Origin of the sequence: Microbacterium sp. TWP3-1-2b2, from assembly GCF_049896145.1 — a bacterium.
Taxonomy (GTDB): Bacteria; Actinomycetota; Actinomycetes; order Actinomycetales; family Microbacteriaceae; genus Microbacterium.
The window spans coordinates 2,539,834-2,563,781 of record NZ_JAFCTS010000001.1 but is presented as its reverse complement, the minus strand read 5'-3'; the positions used below and the strand labels follow the sequence as shown (position 1 = coordinate 2,563,781).

The following is a 23,948-nucleotide window of genomic DNA, read 5'->3' as shown; positions in this document are numbered from 1 at the left end:
GGAGTTGTGAACCACGACGTTCCCGGTCGGTGCGCATCGCCGCCGCGCTCGCCGCAGTCGCGGCATCCGCAGCCCTCCTCACCGCATGCGACACGTTCTCCACCACCACGGTCGCCGAGCACGATTTCGTCAACGAACTCGCGATCCCGCCGATCGCCGATTCCACCGTCGAGGATGGCGTGCGCACGTTCCAGCTCACGGCGGAGCAGGGCACCACGAGCTTCCCCGGCATCGGGGATGCGGAGACGTGGGGCTTCAACGGCGCCTTCCTCGGCCCGACCCTTCGCGCCGAACGGGGCGAGCAGGTCGCCGTCGAGATCGACAACCAACTGCCCGAGGCGACCAGCGTGCACTGGCACGGGATGCATCTGCCGGCCGCGATGGACGGCGGCCCGCACCAGATGATCGAGCAGGGTGAGACGTGGCAGCCGACCTGGATGATCGATCAGCCCGCGTCGACGCTCTGGTACCACCCGCATCCGCACGGAGAGACGGAGAAGCATGTCTATCTCGGTCTGGCCGGGATGTTCATCCTCGACGACGACGCGAGCCTCGCCGCCGACCTGCCGAGCGAGTACGGCGTGGACGATCTGCCGCTCATCGTGCAGGACAAGGAGTTCGACAGCGCGGGCCGGCTCGTGCTGAACGACGACGGCTCAGAGCCGGGGATGCTGGGAGACACCGTCCTGGTCAACGGCACGGTCGGCGCGTACCAGGAGGTGACGACCGATCGGGTGCGCCTGCGGCTGCTGAACGGATCGACGGCCCGCACGTACACTTTCGAGATCCCGGATCGTCCGATGACTCTTGTCGCGACCGACGGCGGTCTCCTGGATGCTCCGGTCGAGATGGAACAGGTGCGCCTTGCACCGGGCGAGCGCGCCGAGGCCGTCGTCGAGTTCGAGCCTGGCGAGACAGTGCGACTGCAGTCGTCGAAGACCCACCTCGGCGGCATCGTCGTGCCCGCGACGTCGGGTGGGAACGACGAATTCGATGTGCTGGAGTTCCGCGCGGCCGATTCATTGGCTCCGTCGCCCGAGCCGTCGTGGCCGGAGGCGCAGGATGCTGTCGCCGACGAGTTGCATGAGGACGAAGCATCCGTCACTCGGGACTTCGTGCTGAACACCCGTGAGATCAACGGGGAGCAGATGGACATGAACCGCATCGACGAGGTCGTGCATGTCGGCGACACGGAGGTGTGGGAGGTGCGCAGCACGCAGCCGATCCCGCACAGCTTCCATATCCACGATGTGCAGTTCCGGGTTCTGAGCATCAACGGGCAGGCACCGCCGCCCGAGCTGGCCGGGCCCAAGGACACGATCTATCTCGACCCGAACGTGACGTACCGGCTGCTGGTGCGCTTCGAGGACTACGCCGATCCGACCATGCCGTACATGTATCACTGCCACATGCTGCTGCATGAGGACGAGGGGATGATGGGGCAGTTCGTCGTGATCGAGCCGGGGGATGAGGGCAGGGTGAAGGCGCCTGAGCGTTCGGGGCACGACGACGGTTCGGATGACGCCGCGACCGGAGGTCACGCGGGGCACTGATGCGGTGGCGGGTGCTGGCATCGCGCCGTCCGCCGTGTCAGGATGACCACGACTCGGCTCACGGCGGGCCGAACTGAACGGCAGGAGCGGATATGCAGCTGGCCATGGTCGGACTCGGCAGGATGGGCGCGAACATCGTCCGACGATTGATGCGCGACGGGCACGACTGCGTCGTCTACGACGTGAACGCGGATGCCGTCGCCGCACTCGTCGCGGAGGGGGCGACCGGTGCCGAATCGGTCGCCGATCTCGCCACGAAGCTCGAACCGACGCGCGTCGTGTGGATGATGGTTCCCGCGTCGCTCACCGGGGCGGTCGCTCAAGAGGTGGCCGCGGTCCTGGATCAGGGAGACATCCTGATCGACGGTGGGAACTCGAACTACCGCGACGACGTCCGCCGGGCCGCGTCACTGCGCGAGCGCGGCATCGAGTACGTCGACATCGGCACGAGCGGCGGTGTGTTCGGCCTGGAGCGCGGCTACTGCCTCATGGTGGGCGGCAGCGACAGGGCGTTCGCGCACATCGAGCCCGTGCTGCGCACGATCGCGCCGGGGGTCGGCGAGATCGATCGCACTCCAGGACGCGAAGGAGAGCTTGCCCCCGAGGAGCAGGGCTACCTGCACTGCGGACCCTCCGGCGCCGGGCACTTCGTGAAGATGGTGCACAACGGCATCGAGTACGGCATCATGGCGTCGATCGCCGAGGGGTTGAACCTACTCGAGAATGCGGATGCCGGTGTGCGCGAGGCCGAGCACTCTGCCGAGATCGCCCCGCTGGAGGAACCGGAGTTCTACCAGTTCCCGATCGACACCGACAAGGTGACCGAGCTGTGGCGACGCGGATCGGTGATCTCGTCGTGGCTGCTCGATCTCACCGCCGCCGCGTTGCACGAGAACCCCAAGCTCGACGGACTGGCTGGACGTGTCTCTGACTCCGGCGAGGGCCGTTGGACCGTCAAGGCCGCTGTCGACGTGGGTGTTCCAGTACCGGTGCTCGCGGCATCGCTCTTCGAGCGCTTCTCCTCGCGCGACGAGGACCAGTTCGCCAACCAGGTGCTCTCGGCGATGCGGCTGCAGTTCGGCGGGCACAAGGAACGCCCCGCAGGCGACGTCCTGGAAGCGGGTGCCCGCAAGGCCGACGCCGGCTGAGTCCCGCCCCGCCCCGCCCCCTGCGGGCCTCGATGGGAGCTTTTCGCACGTTCCGAGCCGGACTCGGGTGCGAAAAGCTCCCATCGTCGACTCGCCACCGGGCGGCGAGAGGCTCAGCTTCTCCGCGACCGCTCGTCTGCGCCGAACCGCTGTGCTCCGAGCACTCCGAGCAGACGGATCTTCTCCTCATCGTCGCTCCGCGGCGCGGCGGTCAGCACGAGCAGCGCCTGGCCGCGGTCCTCGGTGAAGAGCACCTGGCAGTCCACTTCGATCGCGCCGACTTCGGGGTGGAGCAGCGTCTTGTGATCCGCGAATCGCTGAGCGACCTCCTGTCTGTCCCACAGCTCACGGAACTCCTCGCTGCGACGGGTCAGCTCGGCCACGAGCATCCCTGCCTGCGATCCCGGTCCCATCGCACCGTATGCCGCACGGAGCCCGGCGACCTGCGCGCGGCTGTTGCGCGCGTGGTCGTCCTCGGGATAGTGCGATCGCGCCTGCTCCGGCTGCACGAACCAGCGATACGGCTCGTAGCGCTCGAATCCCGCCGCGCCCACGTTGTCACCGAGCAGCGCTGAGGCCAGGGCGTTCTGCACAAGCGTCTCGCCCAGACTGGAGATGATCAGGGCCGGGGTGTCGTGCAGCCGATCGAACACGCGCTGCAGTGCCGGAGCGACGTGATCAGAGGGCGTGATCCGATCGGGCACCGCTTGGCCTGCGGCGCGGTACAGATAGTCGCGCTCGTCGGCGGTGAGGCGAAGGGCACGAGCGAGCGAGCTGAGGATCTGCGTGCTCGGCTGGGGCCCGCGCTGCTGCTCGAGTCGCGTGTAGTAGTCAGTGGACATCAACGCGAGCTGCGCGACCTCTTCGCGGCGCAGCCCCGGCGCACGTCGCCGCACACCGGTCGACAGTCCGACGTCGCCGGGCTGCAGCTGCTCACGGCGACGGCGAAGGAACTCGGCGAGGGCTTCACGATCCATGTCTCCATCATGCGCGCGTGACGCCGCGGTATCCAGGGATCGCCGGTCCCCCGACAACCGCTCTCTGCCGCGAGCCGTGTACCCGATCGACACTCGAATCATGCGAATCAACGGAAACACCATCTTCGTCCCCGGCGCGACCAGCGGTATCGGTCTCGCCCTCGCGCTGCGCCTTCACGACGCCGGCAACCAGGTCATCATCGGTGGCCGCCGCACTGAACTGCTCGATGAGATCGCGGCGGAGCATCCGGGTATCGACACGGTTCGGATCGACACGACGGATGCCGCGTCGATCGCCGATGCCGCGAGCGAGGTCATCTCGCGGCATCCCGATCTCAACGTGCTCGTCCCGATGGCGGGCATCATGCGCGTGGAGGACTGGACCTCACCCGGCACCTTCCTCGAGGACGCCGAGGCCACAGTGACGACGAACCTTCTCGGACCGATCCGGCTGATCTCGGCGTTCATCGAACATCTGCTCGCGCAGCCGGACGCCACGATCATGACCGTCTCGTCCGGGTTGGCGTTCGCGCCGCTGCGCTTCACGCCCACCTACAACGCGACGAAGGCCGCCATCCACCAGCTCAGCGAGACGCTGCGGCTGCAGCTGGCAGACTCGACCGTGCGCGTGGTCGAGCTCGTGCCGCCGTCGGTGCAGACCGAACTCATGCCCGGACATCAGGATGAGCCATCCGCCATGCCTCTGGGTGACTACATCGACGAGACGATGGTCATTCTGCAGACGCAGCCCGATGTCACTGAGGTGCAGGTCGAACGGGTGAAGTTCCTGCGTTACGGCGAAGCGCGCGGAGATCAGGCGCAGGTCATCGCCGTGCTGAACGGGTTCGCCGCGCACGCCGCAAGCTGAGCCTCAGTGGTGCACGGCCACGAGACCCGTGGCCGTGCAGAGCGCTCAGGCGTCGGCATCCGTTTCGTCTGAATCCTCAACGTCTTCCTCGACGACCTGAGCAGGCGGGAGGTCGTTGAGATACGCGCGGTCGTCATTCGGGTCGCCGGTGCCTTTGTCGAGGCCGGTCTCGGTGGGATCGTCGGTGCGGGGTCCGCCGGTGTTCGGGTCGCTCATGGGGTGCTCCTGTTCGTAGGTGGTTCGCCCAGAGTCCCGCGGTCGATGCGTGGTCGCCAGAGGGTTGACAACGCGCTCCGCAGGTCAGCGACCCAGCTTCTCGGCGCAGGGCACGCAGAGCGTGGCGAACGGTCTGACCCGGAGTCGCGCGATCGGGATGCTGCGACCGCAGTTCGCGCAGACGCCGTAATCGCCGGCATCCATTCTGACCAGCGCATCATCGATCTGCTGCAGTTCGTCGCGGGCGCCGTCGAGCAGCCCGTTCAATCGCGACCACTCGGCCGACAGCGGCACACCCTCCGGGTCGTGCTCGTCATCGTCGCTCTGGCTGCTGCGATCGTGCGTCAGCTCCGTGAGCATCGCCGTGAGCGACTCGACCCTGCTGTGCGCCTCGCGACGCAGCACCTCCAGCAGGGGGCGCAGTTCGGTGTCGGTCACGGTCTCAGGCTAGTGCCGACTGACAGGTGTGCGGGGCCGTCGACTACTCGAGCCACTCCGTGACGAAACGATCATTCGCGTGCACGTGCGTGGCCTCGTACGTGCCGCCGTCCAGCACTTCGAATCTGTGGTCGACGAGCGCGGGAACGACGAGGATCTGCCCTCCCGCGCCGATGACCTGCTCGTCTCCGACCGTGAACAGCGCGCGGCCGCGGTGGATCACGAACGTCTCGGCATAGGGATGGCGGTGCAGGCGCGGTCCTCTGCCGGCACTCGTGATGTACTCGCGCATGATGCTCACCGACGAGCCGAGCAGGTATCCCTCGATGTCCTCGTCGCGGGCGACGTCCACAGGCTGGATGGTCATTGTTCCTCCGTTCCACGCCCGAGGGTACGCGTCCGGCCCCACAGGGAACAGAGCCGTCCCGTATCCGATTGTTCCTGAATCCAGCAAAACCGATCAAGCGAAGCCCGGGGAGCTCGGCTGGGGCGACCCGCGTCACTGGGAGATGGATGCTGCGGCATGAATCTCGTGGCGCTCAGCCCGATACGCCCCGACCCGCCGTGACCGCGCTCCCGCCGGTGTTCGCCTCGAGACCCGATCGATGCCCGTGCGTGAAGGCCGAACGATCGGCGCCCTGGCGCGCTCGTCCCCGTCGATGCGGGATCGCGGCGACCACGGCGTCCACTTGATTTCGGCGATCCGCAAGCACGAGCGCGGTACCCGACCCGGATTCTTCGATGATCACGGCACGACTCTCTCGCAGGCGTTGCGCGGCGCCGATCCCGAACCCGCGGATGAATCCGCTGCGTGCGCGACGCTTCTCTGCTTCGGAGTGCCACCGGTACATCTCCCGACGGCTCGCCCACCAGGCCCGCATCGCCACCATCGCCTGCACTTCGAGGCTGGCCGTGAGGATCTTCGCCTGCTGCACGTCGGACGTGAAGCCGACGAAGTAGAGGATGAATCGGCCACCGGGCCGCTCCGACTGCATCGGTCTGATCGAACCGAGCGCGAACGCGACGTTGCCGCCCAGCTCACGGATGTCTCGCGCGTACGAGCCGGTGAAGACCATCTGCTCCTGCACGATCTCTTCGCGCTCTTGGCCCAGCTGCGCTCGTCGCGCATCGAGTCGCGCCTGCTCGATGCCGTATTTCACCATCAGGCGTTCGGCGTGCTCGGTGAGCGCCTCGGCTTCTTCAGGTGTCGTGCTCTCGGCCTTCGCCAGCAGCTTCGCGATCAAGTCCAGCTTGGATTCGCTCATCGTGTCTCCTTCGTCTGCGATGCCGCTCAGTCTTCGCAGATGCTCCGACATCGCGGAGCGCGAGAGCACGAAAGGTGGATGCTTCGATGAACGGCCGATGCGGTGGAGGAGGAGTCCGCAGTGCGCGGAATGACTCAGCCGAACAGCAGCGACAGCACGGTCGAGCCGCCGCCGATGAGGATGAGGGCCGCGATCGTCACCCAGGCGACGATGCGCATCCGTCGGGTGCGACGCGCGCCGAGCCGACCGTAATCCTCCTCGCCGGGTGCGGGGACAGGGCTGCCCTGACCGTGCCGCTCGATGTCGCTCACACAGGCTCCGAGACGGTCGGGCCGAAGGCTGCGGGAAGAGTCGCCTGCGAACGCTCGCGCAGTTCGGATGCCGAGACCGTGAAGAGTCCGGTGACCTCGAGGTCGGAGACCGTGTCGGTCACGCCGATGCGCAGCACCGGGTAGCCGCGTCCTTCGCACAGGCCCTGGAACTTCACGTCGTCCTCGCGAGGAACGGTCACGATGACGCGGCCCGTCGACTCGGAGAACAGAGCGGATGCGGCATCCACCCCATCGCGATCCATGAGTTCGGTCAGCCATACGCGGGCACCGACACCGAATCGCATGACGCCCTCGGCGAGAGCCTGAGCGAGCCCGCCCTCCGACACGTCGTGAGCGGAAGAGATCAGCCACTCGTCTCGGGCGGCGCCGATGAGTCCGGCGAGGCGCTTCTCGCCGGCGAGATCGACCTTGGGCGGCAGTCCGCCGAGGTGGCTGTGCACCGTCTCGGCCCATGCAGAGCCGGACAGCTCGGTCGAGGTGGTGCCGAGCAGGTAGATGTTCTGACCCTCGTCCTGCCACGCCGAGGGGATGCGGCGCGAGACGTCGTCGATGATGCCGAGCACGCCCACCAGAGGGGTGGGGTGGATCGGAGTGTCACCGGTCTGGTTGTAGAACGAGACGTTGCCGCCGGTGACCGGGGTGCCGAGCTCGTAGCATCCGTCGGCCAGGCCGTCGACCGTCTGACCGAACTGCCACATGACCTCGGGGTTCTCGGGGGAGCCGAAGTTGAGGCAGTCGGTGATCGCCGTCGGGGTGGCGCCGGTCACGGCGACGTTGCGGTACGCCTCGGCCAGCGCCAGCTGTGCACCCGCATACGGGTCGAGCTGGCAGTAGCGGCCGTTCGCGTCGGTGGAGATCGCGAAGCCGAGGCCGGACTCCTCGTCGACGCGGATCATGCCGGCGTCGTCGGGGAAGGCCAGCGCGGTGTTGCCGAGCACGTAGTAGTCGTACTGGTTGGTGATCCAGCTGGTGTCGGCGAGGTTCGGAGAGGCGACGAGTGCGAGGAACTGCTGGCGCAGCACCTCGGCGTCATCCGTGCGGGGCAGCAGCTCAGCAGCATCCGCCTGCAACGCGTCGATCCACGTCGGGTAGGCGACGGGGCGGTCGTAGACGGGGCCGTCGACCGCGACCGTCGACGGGTCGACGTCGACGATGCGCTCGCCCTGCCAGTCGATGACGAGGCGGCCGTCGCCGGTGACCTCGCCGAGGACGGACGTCTCGACCTCCCACTTGTTCACGACCTCCATGAAGGCGTCGAGCTTCTCGGGAGCGACGATGGCCATCATGCGCTCCTGCGACTCCGACATGAGGATCTCCTCAGCGGTCAGCGTGGGGTCGCGCAGCAGCACGTTGTCGAGCGAGACCTTCATGCCGCTGTTGCCGTTGGCCGCGAGCTCGGATGTCGCGCAGGAGATTCCGGCGGCTCCGAGGTCCTGGATCGCCTCGACGAGTTCGCCCTTGTAGAGCTCGAGGCAGCACTCGATGAGCACCTTCTCGGCGAAGGGGTCGCCGACCTGCACCGCGGGGCGCTTGGTCGGGCCGCCGTCGTCGAAGGAATCGGATGCCAGGATGCTGGCGCCGCCGATCCCGTCGCCGCCGGTGCGGGCGCCGAAGAGGACGACCTTGTTGCCGACGCCCTCGGCGTTGGCGAGCTTGAGGTCCTCATGGCGGAGCACGCCGACCGCGAGCGCGTTGACGAGCGGGTTGGCCTGGTAGACGGAGTCGAAGACCGTCTCGCCACCGATGTTCGGCAGGCCGAGGCAGTTGCCGTAGAAGCTGATGCCGGCGGTGACGCCGTGCACGACGCGGGCGGTATCGGGGTGATCGATCGCACCGAAGCGCAGCGCATCCATCACGGCGACGGGGCGGGCGCCCATCGAGATGATGTCGCGGACGATGCCGCCGACGCCGGTCGCCGCGCCCTGGAACGGTTCGATGAAGGAGGGGTGGTTGTGCGACTCGGCCTTGAAGGTGACTGCCCAGCCCTCGCCGACGTCGATGACGCCGGCGTTCTGGCCCATGCCGACCATGAGGCGTTCCTTCATCTCATCGGAGACCTTCTGGCCGAAGCGGCGCAGGTAGTTCTTCGACGACTTGTAGGAGCAGTGCTCCGACCACATGACGGAGTACATCGCCAGCTCGCCGCTCGTGGGGCGGCGGCCGAGGATCTCGCGGATGCGGGCGTACTCGTCGGGCTTGAGTCCCAGCGCCGCGTAGGGCTGTTCCTTCTCCGGCGTCGCCGCGGCGTTGCTCACGGAGTCGGGGACGTGCTGACGAGTGGATGCTTCGGGGGTGGGGGTGGTCACGCGCACTCCAAGATCAGGGCCGGCGGGGCGTGGTCAAGTCTACCGGCGGTCATGACGGTGATCGGCGGGGCGGCCACCGCCTCGGCTATCCGGCCGAGCTGGTGGCGCCGCCCTGCTGCGGAAGAGTCGCGTACGCGAATCGGACGAGATAGTCGTTGAGCGCGAGCGACGCTTCTGCCGCGGCATCCACGTCGCCACCGGCGACAGCCTCCAGCACCGCGGCGTGCAGGGTCGCTGCCTCGGCGATGTCCGCCGCCGGCTGCGACAGGTGCGAGAACCAGAACCGCCTGGACAGCCCCTGCAGTGGAGCCATCGCCACGGACAGGAACTCGTTGTGCGCCGCGGCGACGATGAGGTCGTGCGCGTCACGAAGGAAAAGGGGGAAGTCCTCGAGGGGGATGTCGAGCGACCGTGCGCGCGTCATGAGGGCAGTGGCTCGATCCCTCTGCTGTGCCGAGGCGCGCTCCGCAGCCAGTCGCACGGCGAAAGGCTCGAGATTCCGACGCAGTTCGAGCAGTTTCAACTGTGCTTCGATGCTGCTCGGCGGAACGAGAACGCCCCGTTGCGGGTGGATCTCCACCATGCGATCACGAGCGAGGCGCTGCAGAGCCTCACGCACTGGCGTCCGTCCGATGCCGGTCGCCTCAGTGAGCTGCTTCTCGGAGATGAGACTCCCGGGTGCGATCTCCTGCAGGACTATCATCCGCTCGATCTTCTCGAACGCGTCATCGGTCATGTTGCCAGCCATTTTCGCCTCCCTTATAGACAGTAGTCCAACAACCGATGTACGTTTAATACATGACTGATATCTCAGTTGGGCATTGGAGCCTCACCACACCTGTCATCGACGCGGACCGCCTGCCGGAGATCGCCGCCGTGGACGTGCTCGTCGTCGGAGCCGGTGCAGCCGGAGTCGCCGCGGCCACCGTCGCCGGCGAGGCCGGAGCGCGAGTGCTGATCCTCGAGAAGTACGGCTTCGCCGGCGGAGCGGCAGTGGCCGGGATGTCGGGGACCATCTGCGGCATGTATCGCGCGTCCGACTCCGGCGCAGCGCCGGATCAGGTCGTCTACGGGTTCACCGAACGCTTCGCCGGCGAGCTCCGCCATCGAGGTGGGCTGACGGCTCCCCAGAAGTACGGCAAGACGTACACCAGCGCGCACGACCCACTGAAGTGGCGCGAGACAGCGGACGCATTGCTCACCGGCGCCGGCGTCGAGATCCTGTTCCACACCGACGTGGTCGGGGTCATCAAGGATGCCGACGAGTATCAGGGCGTGGTCGTCGCGTCCAACGCAGGGCTGGGTGTCGTGCGCGCCGCTCGCATCATCGACGCCTCCGGCGACGCTGCTGTCGTGGCCCGCGGAGGCGGTGCGTACCGGTTCGGTGCGAACGGCCGCATCCAGAATCCCACCATGTTCTTCCGCCTCGGCAACGTGGACCTTCCCGCGTTCTGGGATGCGTGGGGAGAAGACACGATCAGTCCCGCCTGGGTCACCGACCGGATCAGGGAGGCCCGAGCCGAAGGAATGGAGCTCCCGCGCGACAAGATCTGGATGTTCGACACCGGACGCCCCAATGAGCTGCTCGTGAACGCCACGCGCCTGATCGGCGAGGGCGGGCGCGTGCTCAATGTCATCGACCCGGCCGATTTCACGACCGCCGAGGTGCGAGGGCGAGAGCAGGTGCGTGCGTACGAGGCCTTCCTGCGGCAGAACATCCCCGGGTGCCGCGACGTCTTCGTCGTCGACACCGGCGTCGAGGTCGGCATCCGGCAGACGAGGACCATCGAGGGCATCGCGACGCTCACGAACGATGACGTCGTCAATGCACGGAAGGCCGTCGATGGGATCTGCAGATCGCCATGGCCGATCGAGCTCCACGATGGCGAGCGGCCGAAGCTGCACTGGATCCTCGACGACTACTACGACGTGCCCTATGGCACGCTCGTGCCATCGTCCGGCGAGAACGTCATCGTCGCCGGTCGCTGCCTCAGCGCAGAGCACGAGGCACTCGCATCCGCGCGGGTCACCGCGCAGTGCTTCGAATACGGCCACGCCGCCGCCCAGGCCACGCTGCTCTCCCTGAGCACCGGCCGCGCGTACCGAGACCTCGACGGGCGCGAGGTCGCCACCCGAATGATCGCCGAGGGCAGTGCGCTCAGCATCGATGCTCTGGCAGCAGACAAGGAAGAAGTTCGACGATGAGCGAGACAAGACCAGCCGAGACGCTGCGGAGCAACTTCACTCCCGGCACCACGAGGTGGGCCGTTCGACGCGCGCAGTGGAGTGCGATGGGCATTCCGCTCGCGGATCAGGAGAAGCCCAAGATCGCGATCGTGAACACCTCATCGAAGCTGTCGGTGTGCTTCGCGCACCTCGACGATGTGGCGGTGAGAGTGGCCGACGCCATCAGCGAGGCGGGCGGACTGCCGTTCGAGATCCGCACGACCGCCCCCAGCGACTTCGTTACCAGCGCGGGCCGGAAGGGCCGCTACCTCATGCCGACGAGAGACCTCATCGTGAACGATGTCGAGGCCGCGGTCGAAGGCGCTGTGCTCGATGGCATCGTCTTCCTCTCCTCGTGCGACAAGACCACGCCGGCGCATCTGATGGCGGCGGCACGGCTTGACCTGCCGAGCATCGTCGTCATCGGCGGGTACCAGCGCGGCGGCACATGGAACGGCTGCTCGGTCGACATCGACACGGTCTACGAATCGGTCGGCGCGATCGCCGCGGGTGAGATGACCGCGCCGGAGCTCGGCGATCTCGCGGACTCTGCGATCCAAGGACCCGGCGTCTGCGCAGGACTCGCCACCGCGAACACGATGCACTGCATCGCCGAAGCTCTCGGGATGACGGTGGCAGGTTCGGCCCCCACGCGTGCGAACTCCGAGCAGATGCTCGGCAACGCCACCGCTGCCGGTCACCGCATCGTCGACATGGTCACGGAGGGCATCACCGCCCGTCAGATCATCACCGCCGAATCGATCGAGAACGCGGTGGAGGTCGCGCTCGCCCTTGGTGGGTCGGTCAACTGCGTCCGTCACCTCACAGCGATCTCGGCGGAGGCTGATCTCGATCAGGACGTCGTCGCGCTGTTCGAGGAGAAGGGGCGTGATGCCGTGCAGCTCGCGGCGATCCGCCCGAACGGCGCGCACCAGGTGTGGGATCTCGACGAGATCGGAGGGGTCCAGACGGTGCTGCGCACATTGATGCCGCGCCTGCACAGCGCTGCGCTCACGGTCGAGGGCGTGACAGTCGCCGAGCGTGCCGAGAGGGCGCGCGAGGCGGACGGCGACGTGCTTCACACGCTCGACGATCCGGTGAAGCAGGAGCCGGGCCTGATCATCCTGCGCGGCTCCGTCGCTCCGGATGGCGCGATCGTCAAGGTCGCCGGTGTGGGAGCGGCGCGGCGTCAGTTCGAAGGCCCAGCGGTCGTCTTCACGGCGGAGGATGACGCGATCGACGCTCTCGGCACGGGCGAGATCCACCCCGGCGACGTCATCGTGCTGCGCGGCATGGGGCCACGAGGCGGCCCTGGCACGGTCTTCGCCGCCAGCTTCGTCGCGGCGTTGAACGGCGCGGGTCTCGGAGGGCAGGTCGCGGTCGTCACAGACGGCGAGCTCTCCGGGCTCAACCACGGCCTCGTCGTGGGGCAGGTCATGCCGGAAGCGGCGGATGGCGGGCCGCTGGCGGGCATCGAAGCGGGCGATCTCATCCGTATCGACCTCGACGCCAGGCGCATCGATGCTGATCCGGCGCGAGACGGGGCTCCCGTGCGTGCCGGCGACTCGAAGGTCGAACGCGGCTGGCTCGGACAGTACGCGGCCCTCGTCGGGCCGATTCAGAAGGGCGCCGTGCTGCGCCGCCCGGCTTCGTGAACCACAGCAACCTCAACCACCAAAGGAGATGGACCCAGTGACCGCAACCACCACCGCTGCGCCAACGGCGGCACAGCGCAGACAGGCACGAAAGGCCGGCATCGCCGCGCTGGTCGGCACCACTCTCGAGTGGTACGACTTCCTCATCTACGGGACCGCGGCAGCGCTCGTCTTGAACTCGCAGTTCTTCCCAGGGGCGGACCCGGTCGTGGGCACCCTGGCCGCGTTCGCGACGTATGCGGTCGGCTTCCTCGCCCGCCCGTTCGGCGGGATCATCCTCGGCAACATGGGTGACAAGGTCGGCCGAAAGAAGATGCTCGTCTTCACCATCGTCCTGATGGGCATCGCGACGACGTTGATCGGCGTTCTTCCCACCTATGCCGCGATCGGCGTCGGTGCGCCGATCATGCTGATCGTGCTGCGGCTGCTGCAGGGGTTCGGTGCGGGCGGCGAGTATGCGGGCGCCGTCGTGCTCTCTGTCGAACATGGCGACCAGCGCCGTCGAGGACTCGCCGGCGCGTGGGCTCCGATGGGCTTCGCGGTGGCCACACTCCTGTCGACCGGTGTGTTCCAGCTGATGACGACGATCCTCTCGGAGGAGGCGTTCCAGGCGTGGGGCTGGCGGGTGCCGTTCCTCCTCGGCGCTCTGCTCCTCGTCGTCGGGTACTTCATCCGTCGGACGATCGACGAGACTCCCGCGTACGAGGAAGCAGTCAGGGCTGAGGCTGAAGGTGTCGTCAAGCAGACGAAGGTCCCTGTGTTCGAAGCGATCCGTCGCCACCCGCGGAACTTCCTCGTCGTCGTCGGCGCGCGTTTCGCGGAGAACGGGTTCGCGTACCTGTTCCCGGTCTTCGCGGTCGGGTTCGCGGTGAACTCGCTGGGTGTGCCGACATCGGTCACCTTGATGGCCGTGGTGATCGCCTCATTCGTGCAGGTCATCGCGATCCCGCTCTGGGCTGCCCTGAGCGACAAGGTCGGTCGCCGTCCTGTGTACGCGGGCGGCGCGATCGCCTCCATCGTCTGGCTGGTGCCGTTCTTCATGCTCGTCGAGACGAAGTCGCCTCCGCTTCTGGTGCTCGGCTTCGTCGTCGGGCTCGGGATCCTGTATCCGGCGATGCTCGCCCCTCAGGCTGCGTACTTCGCCGAGCTCTTCGACACCCGCACGCGGCTGTCGGGATTCGCCTTCGCTCGAGAGATCGGATCCGTGCTCGCCGGAGGATTCCTGCCGCTGATCGCGACCGCGCTGCTGGCGGCGTTCGGGCATTGGTGGATCATCGTCGTGTACTTGCTGGTGCTCACGATCCTCACCCTCGTCGCGCTGGCCTTCGGGCCGGAGACGAGCAGCAACGACATCGAGGCCGTGCCGGAGGACGTGCGCTGACGACGGCGACGCGAGCTGCCCGGGGCCCGGTGCTCCGGGCAGCTTCGTGCCGGTGTGCGCCATATCGATGGATGCTGCGCAGATCCGCAACCGGCATCCACCAGGCGCTGATACTGGATCAGCGGCGCGCGCCCGAGCCGTCGACGATGCGCCAGGTCGCTGGGAGCAGTCCCGCCATGGCGACGATCTTCACGGCGTCGCCGATGAGGAACGGCAGCACGCCGAGGGTGAAGGCTGTGGCGAGGTCGATGCCAAGGAAGGCGGCGAGCCACGGGACGCCGAAGGCGTAGATCGTGAGAGATCCGACGGCGGCGAGGCCGAGGGTCGACCACACAGACCGATCGGAGCGGCGTCGAGCGAGTGCTCCGACGATGAGCGCCGCGATGACGTAGCCGACGATGTAGCCGAAGGACGAGAACGCCCAGCCGGAGGCTCCGTGAGCGAACAGCGGCACGCCGACGAGACCCAGCACGAGGTAGAGGCCCGCACTCGCCGATCCCCGGAGCGGACCGAGAGTCGCACCCGTCAGGAGCACGGCGAAGGTCGCCAGCGAGATCGGGACAGGCGTGAACGGAAGCGGGATCGTGATGTATCCGGCGACCGTGATGAACGCCGTGCCGATGATCGTGAGGACGACATCGCGCACGCGTGCGCCCTGGCGAGAGTTGACGCCGATGAGGTCTGCCAGCACGGGGAAGGTGCGGCGTGTGGCTGTTGCGGTTGACATCTGACTCCTCTGGAAGCTTCCTGAACAGTGCTCACTAGAACACTGTTCACCTGAACGGTGTTCTGTAGAGTAGCAGGATGAACGCCGTACCTGCATCCGCCCGCAACGACAGAACAGGCGTCGTCGACGCGGCGATGCGAGTGTTGGCCGAGAACGGACTGCCGGGGCTGTCGATGCGGCGGATCGCCGACCTCCTCGACGTGCAGGTCAGCGCGCTGTACTGGCATTTCCCGAACAAGCAGACCCTGCTCGCGGCCGTGAGTGAGCGGATCGTCGCGCTCGCCGACGAGACCTCGGATGCTGCACCCGACCTCGCCGCCATCGCGACGACTCTGCATGAACGGTTGCTCGCATACCGAGACGGGGCCGAGCTCGTGTCGAGCTCTCTGGCGCTCGGGCTGCTCGAACTTCCGAGCCGCGAGCGGCTTGAGGCAGCAGCGCTCGCGGCAGGGCTGGATGCGACCGCGGCGGGCATCGCGGCGGATACTCTCGTGCACTACGTGATCGGCTACACGTTCCATGAGCAGCAGCGGATGCACGCCGCCGTCGTCGGAGCGGCAGATGCCTCGGTCGACCTCGCACCCAATCGGGTCGCGGATCGCGTCGACGGTTTCGATGCCGGGCTGGCGATGGTGGTGGCCGGAGTGCAGGCTGTCGTCGCCGCGACCTGAATCATCGCCGCGACCTGAATCATCGCCGCGGCTGATGCGACGATCGCTGTCGCCCAGCAGCGGTCGCCCAGGGCCGGGTCGCCCCCGCGCTAGCCAGCATCCGCCCCTCGGGCAAGGGGGTTCTCGTGACGTCCGCGCAGGCATAGAAATAAGGAACACGCGACGAACGGAGACGACATGGCTGCAGGTGACATCGAGACATTCCGCCAGGACGGACTGTGGTTCAACCGCATCGAGGGAGAGTCTCGCACGCTCGGCCCTGGCTTCGAGAAGGAGAAGGAGGCGATCGCCGCAGGGCGTGAAGCCGCTGTCGCACGGCAGGTCGACCACAACCTGAAGTTCTCCGAGGGGCCGACGGATGACCGTACGGCCCACGGGACGAATCCCCGCGACCTCGTCTGAGGCCGCGCGCGTCCCGGCTCTGCCGGGGGCGTCGCTCGTGCGGAGGTTGTCGCTGGTGCGAAGGGTGTCACTGTGTGCCGCATCCATGCGCCGGATGCGACCATCAGCGACACTCCCCGAGAGCGCTGCGCCCGCGAGGTGTCGCTGTGTGCCGCATCCATGCGCCGGAAGCGACCACGAGCGACACCTCGCGGGTGTGCGCGCCCTCCCCAAGCCGCGCACGGCACACTCGACGCGCCGGAGTTACTGCACTGACCACCCGCCATCGCTGGCGAGCACTGCGCCGTTGATGTTCACTGCGTCGTCCGAGAGCAGGAACGTGATCGACGCGGCGAGGTGCTCGGCCGTCGCGACCGTGGGAATAGCCTGCTGGAACGGAGCGAGGCGCGCCGACCCGGTCTCGGACATGTTCGGAGGCATCGGGATGCCGGTGGCCACGCCGCCCGGAGCGACCGAGTTCACTCGGATGCCCTTCGGCCCGTACATGAACGCCGCCGACTTCGTGACGCCGATGATGCCGTGCTTGCTCGCGGTGTAGGCGTTGCCGGATGCGTTGCCGCGAAGACCCGCCTCGCTGGAGACGTTGAGGATCGCACCTCCACCCGCAGCCTCCATGAGAGGAAGCACGGCCCGCATGAGCTTGAACGGTGCGGTGAGGTTGATCGCGATCACGCGGTCCCACACGGCATCCGGAGTCTCACCGGCCGGCGAGAAGTCGTCGTTGATCCCCGCGACGTTCGCGAGGCCGTCGATCTTCTCTCCGGCAGCGGCCACGACGGCGTCGATCGACTCCTGCTTCGTGAGGTCGCCGGCGACGGTGACGACGTCGGCATCCGCGAGATCGGTCTTCAGCGCATCGAGCTTGTCTGCCGCGATGTCGACGGCGATCACGCGGCCGCCTTCGCGGGCGATGCGCGATGCCGTCGCCTTGCCGATTCCGGATGCTGCGCCGGTGACGATGATCGTCTTGCCGGTGAAGCGACCGGGGGTGGTCGTCTCGACCCAACCGGTGGGTGCATCCTCGGTCGGGATCTCACCGTTGTTGGCAGCGCGGACGAGGTCGTCGACGACCGACTGGGCCATCGCGCCCTGGCTCAGGACGACCATCTGCTGCAACGGCAGGCCGAGCACCGGCTTGAGGGAGTCGGCGTCGGCGCCGGCCTGGGCGAGCATGCCGCGCACCAGCTCGCCGCCGATCGGATCGTTCAGCCATTCGCCGATGGTGGAGTGTGCGGTCAGTGCCATGATTCTCCCTTTCAATCGAGTTTCGCAACGGTGCGTCTACTTATCATCCATCGTACTCCTGGATACTCTGACAGGGTGCCGAGACCCCGCAGCGAGAAAGCACGCCAGGCCGTGCTGGCGGCGATGCGTCGCGCCATCTCGGCTGAGGGCTATGCGGCTGTGACGATCGAGGGGCTCGCCGCCGAAGCGGACGTCTCGAAGCAGACGATCTACCGGTGGTGGCCGTCGAAGGCGGCGATCCTCGGCGAGGCGTTGCTCGAGGGGTCGCTCCCTGGCGGCGACGTGCCCATGGCGGTGACGGACGATCTCGAGGCAGACCTGCGCGCCTGGTTCTCGGCGGCATCGGTGGGTCTCGGTGAGCCGGAGTCGGTCGCGCTCGCGCGTGCACTGATCGCCGTGACGGCGACGGACCCCGAACTCGGAGCGGCGCTCAACGAGCGCTTCGCGAGTCCGATCGTCGACTGGGTGGTCGCGCGCATCGCGGTCGCGAAGGAGGCCGGTGACGTGCGAGCGGATGCTGACGCCGAAGTCATCGCGGATCAATTCGTCGCCACGGCGTCGTACTCCGCGCTGCAGGGGCGCCCGCTGAGCGAGGAGCGCGTCCACACGGTCGTGGAGTTGTTGCTGCGAGGGATCGCGGCGTAGCGCCTCGGCCCACTCCGCTCGTGAGGTGGCGCTCGATGCCGCGTCCGGCCCCTCGACGCGGCATCCAGCGACACCTCTCAGGGGGGGGCGCCGCGCGGAGGGTGGCGCGAATGGTCGCTTTCCGTCGTTCCATGCAGCATCCGGTGACACCTTCCACGCCACGGGCACCGGCCGCCACCGATGACAGTTCCGTACGCCACAGGTGCCACGGCGCGCCGCGCCGCACCCGCAGACGCCGTAGTGTCGTGGGGTGTCCGCATTCGCTCTGAAGTACGCACTGGTCGCGCTGGCGATCGTGATCGTCGCCGCCGGAGTGTGGTGGGCGGTGAAGCGCCCGAACCGCTCGAAGCGCACTCCGAGCCGCATGCGCATGCCGATCTTCGTCCCGATCGTGGGCTGGTTGCTGCTCGTGGTCGGATTCCTCATGGGGCTCAGCGCCTTCGCATCTCGCTACACGGCCGACCTGCTGCCGATGCGCATCGCCTCGTTGGCGATCGCCGCCGCCGGAGTGCTGTTCCTGTTGATGTACAACAACTGGTACGTCGACGCCCGCGCCGACGAGGTGCACTTCCGTACGATCCTCGGACGCGAGCGAGTGATCAAGTACGTGGACATCGTCGACTATCGGATGCTGGAGGTGAGCGGGCAGCCGAGGTTCCAGGTGCGCTCGTCATCCGGGGTGAAGCTCAGCATCCATCCGCAGATCTACCCCGTCGAGCCGCTGTTCGCGGCGATCCGCTTCCGCGAGCGGGCCGGCCGCTGGCCGCTGGTAGGCGAGCCGCGGTAGCGCAGGCCCCGCGCCCGACCTCCCCTCATCGCCCAGCCGCGGCCCCCTCGGAGCGGGCTCCCGCGTCCGTCCGTCCGTCGACGAATCGTGCCTGCGCCCGCTCGTGGCGCCCGCCGACCGCGACATGCTCCGTGGCCTTCGCCAGACCCATCGGCTTGGTCGACACGTAGATGCTCTCCGCGCGGTCGACGAGGAACGTCTCGTGCCAGACCCCGACGGCGCCTGGAGCTTTGCGGGCGGCCTTGTTGAACGCGGTCCAGGCCGGGCGATGCTCCTGCGCCGGCGCGGATGCGTAGGCGTAGAGCTTCTCCACGGACGACCAGTACTGCACGACGAACGGGCCGCCGCTGCCGAACAGCAACTGATACCCGAGGAGTCCGGATTCTTTGTCCGTGGACAGCTCGCGCAGCATCCGAGGCATGGCCATGAATGCCGGAACCCAGAGATCCGGCCGCCACCAACGATTGATCTGCATACCGATGTGGAATGCGACGAGCTCGCCTTCGTGGCGATGGGTCATGCGGCCTTTGACGACTTTCGACATGGCACCCTCCTGACTAGATAGCTTTACTATCCATAATGGATAGCGATACTATCGATGTCAAGAGGTGACCATGAGAATTTCTGAGTTGTCGGCGCAGGCGAATGTTCCGGTGCCGACGATCAAGTACTACCTGCGCGAGGGGCTGCTGCCGGAGGGCGAGCGCAGCGCACCGACCCAGGCGGCGTATGGCGAGGCGCACCTGCAGCGGCTGCGCGTCATCCGGGCGCTCATCACGGCCGGCGTCAGCATCGCCGAGACGCGGCGGGTGCTCGACGCGCTGGATGATCCGCCAGCGGATGAGCATCGGCTGCTGGGTGCCGCCCACGCGGCGATCACTCCGCCTGTCGATGATTCGCTCGATCTGACCGCGGCGCAGCACGTCGTCGAGGGGCTCGGCTGGAAGCCGGGGATGTGCGACGACGCCGTGCTGCACGATGTCGCCCGCGCGCTGCAGGGACTCGAGGGTGCGGGCTTCGAGCTCGCGACAGGCGCGCTGCCGGTGTATCTGAAGAGCATGCGCGACGTCGCGGATGCCGAGATCGCCGGAGTTCCGACCGAATCCGCTGAGGCGGCCGTCAGGTACGTCGTGCTCGGATCGGTGCTCGTGGAGCCGCTGCTGCTCGCGCTGCGACGCGTGGCTCAGCAGGTCGCGTCGGCGGAGCGGTTCGGCACCTGAGGCACGCGGTGAGGCGCGGATGCTGCGCCGTTAGGCTGGAAGCATGAACAAGAACAGCGTGTGGACCATCGTCGGTGTCGTCGTCGCTGTGATCGTCGCGTGGATCCTCGTCAGCGTGCTGTTCAACGTGCTGTGGTTCATCGCCAAGCTCGCGGTCGTCGCCGTGGTCGCGGTGGTCGTGTACCTGGTGCTGCGCGGAGCCTTCAGCAAGCAGGACTAGCGCGGGGCTGGCCCCCAGGATCGCGGCCGGCCGATTCGCAGAGTGCGGCTCGCACGGAAGAAGAGTTTCCGGCGTTCTCGCCCGCGATGATCCCCGAAACTCTTCTTCCCAGGCGGTCACCCCCGCAGCAGCGCCCGGAGGGTCTGGATGCTGTCCGCCTCCGCCGCGGTCTTGTCGGGCCGATACCCCTTGACGCGGGCGAAGCGCAGGGCGATGCCGCCGGGGTAGCGGGGTGAGCGCTGCACGCCGTCGATCGCGATCTCGACGACGAGCTCCGGACGCAGGAACACCGTGTTCGCGGTTCGGCGCGACTCATACGACGGGAACGTGTCGGTCTGCCACTGCAGCAGCTCGTCGGTGAGGCCCTTGAAGGTCTTGCCGACCATGACGAAGCCGCCCGGATCGCCGAACTCCCCGTCCGGATCGTAGGCGCCGAGATGCAGGTTCGACAGGCGACCGCGCCGACGACCGGAGCCCCACTCGGCGGCGAGCACCACGAGGTCGTAGGTGAGCACCGGCTTGACCTTCACCCAGGACTTGCCGCGTCGGCCCGCGGCATACGGCGCGTCCGTCGACTTGACGACGACGCCCTCATGCCCCGCGGCGAGCGCCTCGCGCGACAGCCGTTCCGCAGCATCCGGGTCGTCTGTGATGATGCCGGGCATGCGCCACTCGCCCGCGATCCGCTCGAGTTCGGCGAGGCGGACGGCGAGCGGCTCGTCGATGAGGTCGCGGCCGTCGACGTGCAGCAGGTCGAAGAACCACGGACGCAGGACGAGCTCGCGGGAGACGTCGGCGCCGAAGCGCGACATGGTCTCCTGGAACGGTCGCGGCCCACCGTCTTCGTCCAGCGACAGCGTCTCGCCGTCGAGGATCAGATCGCGTGCGGGGAGGCCGCGCACGATCTCGACGAGTTCGGGGACGCGGTGGGTGATGTCGGCGAGGCTGCGGGTGTAGACACTGACGTCGTCGCCGTGACGGTGCACCTGGATGCGGGCGCCGTCGAGCTTGTACTCGACGGACGCTTCGCCGGTGAGCTCGAGTGCGGCCGTAGCTGTCGCCGCGGTGCCGGCGAGCATCGGCAGCACAGGACGTCCGACCTGCAGGCCGACGTCCTCCAACTGCTCGGCGGTGCCGGTCAAAGCGAGGAGTGCGGTGTCGCCGAGATCTCCGGAGAGCATGGCGGCGCGGCGCACACTCGCGACAGGGCGGCCGGACGCACGGGCGATGGCGTCGAGCAGCACTCCGCCGAGCGCGCCGGTGCGCAGTTCGCCCAGCATCGCCCGTACGAGGAAGTCCCACTCCTGGGCAGTGGCACGGGAGGCGAGGTCTGTGAGAAGTCCGCTGCGCAGGGCCGCCGAACCGGCCCCCGATGCACCGGCGAGCTCGTCGAGCGCATGGTCGACGTCGGCGATCGAGAGCGTCGGTTCGACGGCATGCGAGACCTCGAGTGCGGCGATACCGCGCCATCCGACGCCCAAGCGCCCCTGACGTGGAGCGGCGAGCAGCAAGCCGATGAGCGGGCGGATCTCGTCAGGCTCGGCGCGTTCGAGCAGCCGGCCGAGAGCATCGGTCTTCGCGAGCCGCGACGATGTTGCCGCGACCGCCTCAGCGGTGTCCGCGAGCTCGGAGAGCTTCATGTCGGCATTCTCGCACCGAGGTGGGACGTTCGGGGTCGGTGCCCAGGAGACGGCAAGCCCTGTCCAGGCTTTGAGGGCGGCACCGAACCCACACGGCAGCACAGCGAAGCGCTCTTGACGCCCACCTCTCCCGTTGGCATCATGGGCTCAGGATGTCAACGTTGACAATTACGGTCGAACCGATCATCGTCGAGTTCGTACCGGACCACGGCGACGTCTTGGATGCGACCGCATCCGCAGCCCTCATCCGACGGTTTCAGCGATAGGACGAAGATGTTCACACCCCTGCGAAAGAGAGCGACAGCAGCCGCGTCGCTCGCGGCATCAGCCACTCTGGTGGCCTGCCTCACCCCGATGGCCGCATCCGCCGCGCCGCCGACCACTCCGCCTCCGGTCGGAGTCTGCAATGCCACCCCTGACGGCAGCGACATCGTCGTCTCGGAGGCCACCGAGAACACGGCACTGACGGAGGCCTGGCGGCAGTTCGGCAACAGCGGGGGCGGCTGGGACAACCAGGGCGGCTGGGCGGCCGCTGACGGTACCTACTCGACTGAAGTGCCCGGCCACGGCGTCGTATGGCTGTTCAACGACACGTGGCTCGGACCCGTCAACGGCGACGAGAGTCTCGGTGAGGCTCCCGGTCTTGTGAACAACTCGGCCGTGATCGGCGGAGCCGACGGGCTGCCTGATACGACCATCACCGGTGGAACGCAGGATGATCCGACCTCGCTGGCCGGGCCGCTGTGGCAGTGGAACGGCGACGGGATCTTCGACGGCGGCAAGCTGCGCGTCATCGAGTTCGAGCAGGCCATCACCGACGATCCGCCGCCGTGGAACTTCGGATGGGTCGGCACGACGCTTGCCACCTTCGACGGCGACTTCGCGGTGGAGGACTCGGTCGAGGTTCCGACTGCGAACAACATCACCTGGGGTGTTGAACTCGTCGCCTGCGGGGACTTCATCTACATCTACGGTGCGGAGGCCGTGCCGCTCGAGAAGATCGCGCACATCGCGCGGGTACCCGTGGGCCACCTCGCGGACATCTCGAGCTGGGAGTACTTCGACGGTCAGGGCTGGAACGCCGACCCGACACGCTCGGCTCGGGTCGCACGACAGGTCGGCGCGTCGTTCGCGGTGACGCCGATCGGCGACAAATGGGTGCTGTCGACGACGGACTCGATGCTGGGTGACACCATCTACGTCTCGGTCGCCGATTCGCCTGTGGGGCCCTTCACGGAGCGCCAGCCCGTCTACGTCGCGCCCGAGGCGCATGATCCTCAAGGCCTGTACGCCTACAACGTCGCCGCCCATCCGTCGATGAGCGAGCCGGGCACGCTCACGATCTCCTACAACGTGAACTCCTCTCAGGGGTTCGAGGGCATCCAGCGCGACGCGAACGTCAACCGACCGCGGTTCCTTGACGTCCACTTCGACAGCGTGCCCGACACGACGCGTCCGGAGACCGCACTCGTCGCGCCGGTTGACGGGGCGGTGCTGCGCGAACTCACGATCGACCTCGACGCGACTGACGATTCTGGGTTGCAGCGGATCGTGGCCAACGTCTACCAGGGGAAGACGCTGATCAAGAGCACGCAGACCCCGCTCGGCGGCGCGACAGAGGGAAGCCACTCGGCGACCGTCGCACTGCCGGACGGTTCCTACACCGTGAAGTACAACGCGGAGGACATTGCCGGCAACATCTCCCGCACCCGAACGGTCGCGGTGACGGTCGATACCACCGCACCGACCGCGACGGTGAAGAAGGGGGCGTCGTTCACGCAGGGCGAGGACGGCGTCTACGAGAAGGTGAGCTTCAAGCTTCACGATGCGGTGGGCGTGGATCAGGTCACGATCAACGGCGTTGTGAAGGACCTCACCGACAACGTCTGGTCAGATGTCAACTTCATCGAACCTGGGCGCTTCGGAGCCGTCGAGGGAGAGAATGTCCTCGTCGTGCTCGATCGCGCCGGCAACGCTCAGGAGACGCGATTCATTCTCGAGTGAGCCATCGCCACGCGCGCCGTGC

At 67.5% G+C, this 23,948-nt stretch carries 25 protein-coding genes; 13 read left to right on the top strand and 12 right to left on the bottom strand.

The window, feature by feature from the left end:
* Nucleotides 1-29 precede the first annotated feature (29 nt).
* Nucleotides 30-1,553 carry a multicopper oxidase family protein gene (locus tag ACP7AR_RS12625; protein ID WP_426186200.1) on the top strand — a complete coding sequence of 508 codons (1,524 nt, stop codon included), beginning with the start codon at nucleotides 30-32 and terminating at the stop codon, nucleotides 1,551-1,553.
* Between the two features lie 92 nt (nucleotides 1,554-1,645).
* Complete coding sequence (gene gnd / locus ACP7AR_RS12620) at nucleotides 1,646-2,701, top strand: phosphogluconate dehydrogenase (NAD(+)-dependent, decarboxylating) (protein WP_426186198.1); 1,056 nt, start codon at nucleotides 1,646-1,648, stop codon at nucleotides 2,699-2,701.
* 113 nt (nucleotides 2,702-2,814) lie between these two features.
* On the opposite strand, the gene ACP7AR_RS12615 is transcribed toward gnd, so the two are convergent.
* Entirely contained in the window at nucleotides 2,815-3,678 is an 864-nt protein-coding gene (locus tag ACP7AR_RS12615; RefSeq protein ID WP_426186196.1) for a helix-turn-helix transcriptional regulator, read from the bottom strand.
* Between the two features lie 100 nt (nucleotides 3,679-3,778).
* Here ACP7AR_RS12615 and ACP7AR_RS12610 point away from each other — a divergent pair, with 100 nt between their 5' ends.
* Nucleotides 3,779-4,546: an SDR family oxidoreductase gene (locus ACP7AR_RS12610; RefSeq protein WP_426186194.1), complete on the top strand. Its 768-nt coding sequence runs from the start codon at nucleotides 3,779-3,781 to the stop codon at nucleotides 4,544-4,546.
* Nucleotides 4,547-4,591: 45 nt separating this feature from the next.
* Here the strand turns inward: ACP7AR_RS12610 and ACP7AR_RS12605 are convergent, their stop codons facing one another.
* The 7 genes from ACP7AR_RS12605 to ACP7AR_RS12575 all read right to left on the bottom strand — a co-directional run bounded on the left by ACP7AR_RS12605 (nucleotide 4,592) and on the right by ACP7AR_RS12575 (nucleotide 9,851).
* A complete protein-coding gene (locus ACP7AR_RS12605) occupies nucleotides 4,592-4,762 on the bottom strand; it encodes a hypothetical protein (protein ID WP_426186192.1) in 171 nt (56 codons plus the stop codon).
* An 84-nt stretch (nucleotides 4,763-4,846) separates the two neighbouring features.
* Nucleotides 4,847-5,200, bottom strand: a complete 354-nt coding sequence (locus ACP7AR_RS12600) for a TraR/DksA family transcriptional regulator (protein WP_426186190.1) — start codon at nucleotides 5,198-5,200, stop codon at nucleotides 4,847-4,849.
* Nucleotides 5,201-5,243: 43 nt separating this feature from the next.
* Nucleotides 5,244-5,567: a cupin domain-containing protein gene (locus tag ACP7AR_RS12595; protein WP_426186188.1), complete on the bottom strand. Its 324-nt coding sequence runs from the start codon at nucleotides 5,565-5,567 to the stop codon at nucleotides 5,244-5,246.
* Between the two features lie 172 nt (nucleotides 5,568-5,739).
* Entirely contained in the window at nucleotides 5,740-6,465 is a 726-nt protein-coding gene (locus tag ACP7AR_RS12590; protein ID WP_426186186.1) for a DUF2786 domain-containing protein, read from the bottom strand.
* A gap of 134 nt (nucleotides 6,466-6,599) precedes the next feature.
* Nucleotides 6,600-6,776 (bottom strand): hypothetical protein, encoded by a 177-nt coding sequence (locus ACP7AR_RS12585; protein WP_426186184.1) that lies wholly within the window; start codon nucleotides 6,774-6,776, stop codon nucleotides 6,600-6,602.
* Complete coding sequence (gene purL / locus ACP7AR_RS12580; protein WP_426186182.1) at nucleotides 6,773-9,103, bottom strand: phosphoribosylformylglycinamidine synthase subunit PurL; 2,331 nt, start codon at nucleotides 9,101-9,103, stop codon at nucleotides 6,773-6,775. The genes ACP7AR_RS12585 and purL overlap by 4 nt, the downstream gene beginning before the upstream one ends.
* Nucleotides 9,104-9,188: 85 nt before the next feature.
* Nucleotides 9,189-9,851: a GntR family transcriptional regulator gene (locus tag ACP7AR_RS12575; protein ID WP_426186180.1), complete on the bottom strand. Its 663-nt coding sequence runs from the start codon at nucleotides 9,849-9,851 to the stop codon at nucleotides 9,189-9,191.
* Between the two features lie 50 nt (nucleotides 9,852-9,901).
* On the opposite strand from ACP7AR_RS12575, the gene ACP7AR_RS12570 reads away from it, so the two are divergent.
* Genes ACP7AR_RS12570 through ACP7AR_RS12560 form a run of 3 tightly spaced genes read left to right on the top strand, consistent with a single transcriptional unit; the run spans nucleotide 9,902 to nucleotide 14,365 of the window.
* The gene (locus ACP7AR_RS12570) at nucleotides 9,902-11,308 is read left to right on the top strand and encodes an FAD-dependent oxidoreductase (protein ID WP_426186178.1); all 1,407 of its coding nucleotides are present in this window, start codon (nucleotides 9,902-9,904) and stop codon (nucleotides 11,306-11,308) included.
* Entirely contained in the window at nucleotides 11,305-12,984 is a 1,680-nt protein-coding gene (locus ACP7AR_RS12565; RefSeq protein ID WP_426186176.1) for a dihydroxy-acid dehydratase, read from the top strand. Before ACP7AR_RS12570 ends, ACP7AR_RS12565 begins: the two co-directional genes overlap by 4 nt.
* Nucleotides 12,985-13,021: 37 nt before the next feature.
* Nucleotides 13,022-14,365, top strand: a complete 1,344-nt coding sequence (locus tag ACP7AR_RS12560) for an MFS transporter (protein WP_426186174.1) — start codon at nucleotides 13,022-13,024, stop codon at nucleotides 14,363-14,365.
* 118 nt (nucleotides 14,366-14,483) lie between these two features.
* Here ACP7AR_RS12560 and ACP7AR_RS12555 read toward each other — a convergent pair whose 3' ends face one another.
* Entirely contained in the window at nucleotides 14,484-15,092 is a 609-nt protein-coding gene (locus tag ACP7AR_RS12555; RefSeq protein WP_426186172.1) for a biotin transporter BioY, read from the bottom strand.
* Between the two features lie 77 nt (nucleotides 15,093-15,169).
* On the opposite strand from ACP7AR_RS12555, the gene ACP7AR_RS12550 reads away from it, so the two are divergent.
* Complete coding sequence (locus ACP7AR_RS12550; protein WP_426186170.1) at nucleotides 15,170-15,763, top strand: TetR family transcriptional regulator; 594 nt, start codon at nucleotides 15,170-15,172, stop codon at nucleotides 15,761-15,763.
* A 177-nt stretch (nucleotides 15,764-15,940) separates the two neighbouring features.
* Nucleotides 15,941-16,165, top strand: a complete 225-nt coding sequence (locus ACP7AR_RS12545; RefSeq protein WP_426186168.1) for a hypothetical protein — start codon at nucleotides 15,941-15,943, stop codon at nucleotides 16,163-16,165.
* Nucleotides 16,166-16,408: 243 nt separating this feature from the next.
* Here the strand turns inward: ACP7AR_RS12545 and ACP7AR_RS12540 are convergent, their stop codons facing one another.
* Nucleotides 16,409-17,410 carry an SDR family NAD(P)-dependent oxidoreductase gene (locus tag ACP7AR_RS12540; protein WP_426186166.1) on the bottom strand — a complete coding sequence of 334 codons (1,002 nt, stop codon included), beginning with the start codon at nucleotides 17,408-17,410 and terminating at the stop codon, nucleotides 16,409-16,411.
* A gap of 75 nt (nucleotides 17,411-17,485) precedes the next feature.
* Here ACP7AR_RS12540 and ACP7AR_RS12535 point away from each other — a divergent pair, with 75 nt between their 5' ends.
* Nucleotides 17,486-18,055 (top strand): TetR/AcrR family transcriptional regulator, encoded by a 570-nt coding sequence (locus ACP7AR_RS12535; protein ID WP_426186164.1) that lies wholly within the window; start codon nucleotides 17,486-17,488, stop codon nucleotides 18,053-18,055.
* 250 nt (nucleotides 18,056-18,305) lie between these two features.
* Nucleotides 18,306-18,842: a hypothetical protein gene (locus tag ACP7AR_RS12530; RefSeq protein WP_426186162.1), complete on the top strand. Its 537-nt coding sequence runs from the start codon at nucleotides 18,306-18,308 to the stop codon at nucleotides 18,840-18,842.
* A 25-nt stretch (nucleotides 18,843-18,867) separates the two neighbouring features.
* Here the strand turns inward: ACP7AR_RS12530 and ACP7AR_RS12525 are convergent, their stop codons facing one another.
* On the bottom strand, nucleotides 18,868-19,386 hold the full coding sequence (locus tag ACP7AR_RS12525) for a DUF4188 domain-containing protein (protein WP_426186160.1): 519 nt from the start codon (nucleotides 19,384-19,386) through the stop codon (nucleotides 18,868-18,870).
* A 70-nt stretch (nucleotides 19,387-19,456) separates the two neighbouring features.
* Between ACP7AR_RS12525 and ACP7AR_RS12520 the strand changes: the two genes are divergently transcribed.
* Both ACP7AR_RS12520 and ACP7AR_RS12515 read left to right on the top strand, forming a co-directional pair.
* The gene (locus tag ACP7AR_RS12520) at nucleotides 19,457-20,062 is read left to right on the top strand and encodes a MerR family transcriptional regulator (RefSeq protein WP_426186158.1); all 606 of its coding nucleotides are present in this window, start codon (nucleotides 19,457-19,459) and stop codon (nucleotides 20,060-20,062) included.
* Nucleotides 20,063-20,105: 43 nt separating this feature from the next.
* Entirely contained in the window at nucleotides 20,106-20,282 is a 177-nt protein-coding gene (locus tag ACP7AR_RS12515; RefSeq protein ID WP_426186156.1) for a hypothetical protein, read from the top strand.
* Between the two features lie 116 nt (nucleotides 20,283-20,398).
* Here the strand turns inward: ACP7AR_RS12515 and ACP7AR_RS12510 are convergent, their stop codons facing one another.
* On the bottom strand, nucleotides 20,399-21,922 hold the full coding sequence (locus ACP7AR_RS12510) for an ATP-dependent DNA ligase (RefSeq protein ID WP_426186154.1): 1,524 nt from the start codon (nucleotides 21,920-21,922) through the stop codon (nucleotides 20,399-20,401).
* A 273-nt stretch (nucleotides 21,923-22,195) separates the two neighbouring features.
* On the opposite strand from ACP7AR_RS12510, the gene ACP7AR_RS12505 reads away from it, so the two are divergent.
* Nucleotides 22,196-23,926, top strand: coding sequence for a DUF4185 domain-containing protein (locus tag ACP7AR_RS12505; protein ID WP_426186152.1), 1,731 nt, complete (start codon nucleotides 22,196-22,198; stop codon nucleotides 23,924-23,926).
* The last annotated feature ends 22 nt before the right edge of the window (nucleotides 23,927-23,948 follow it).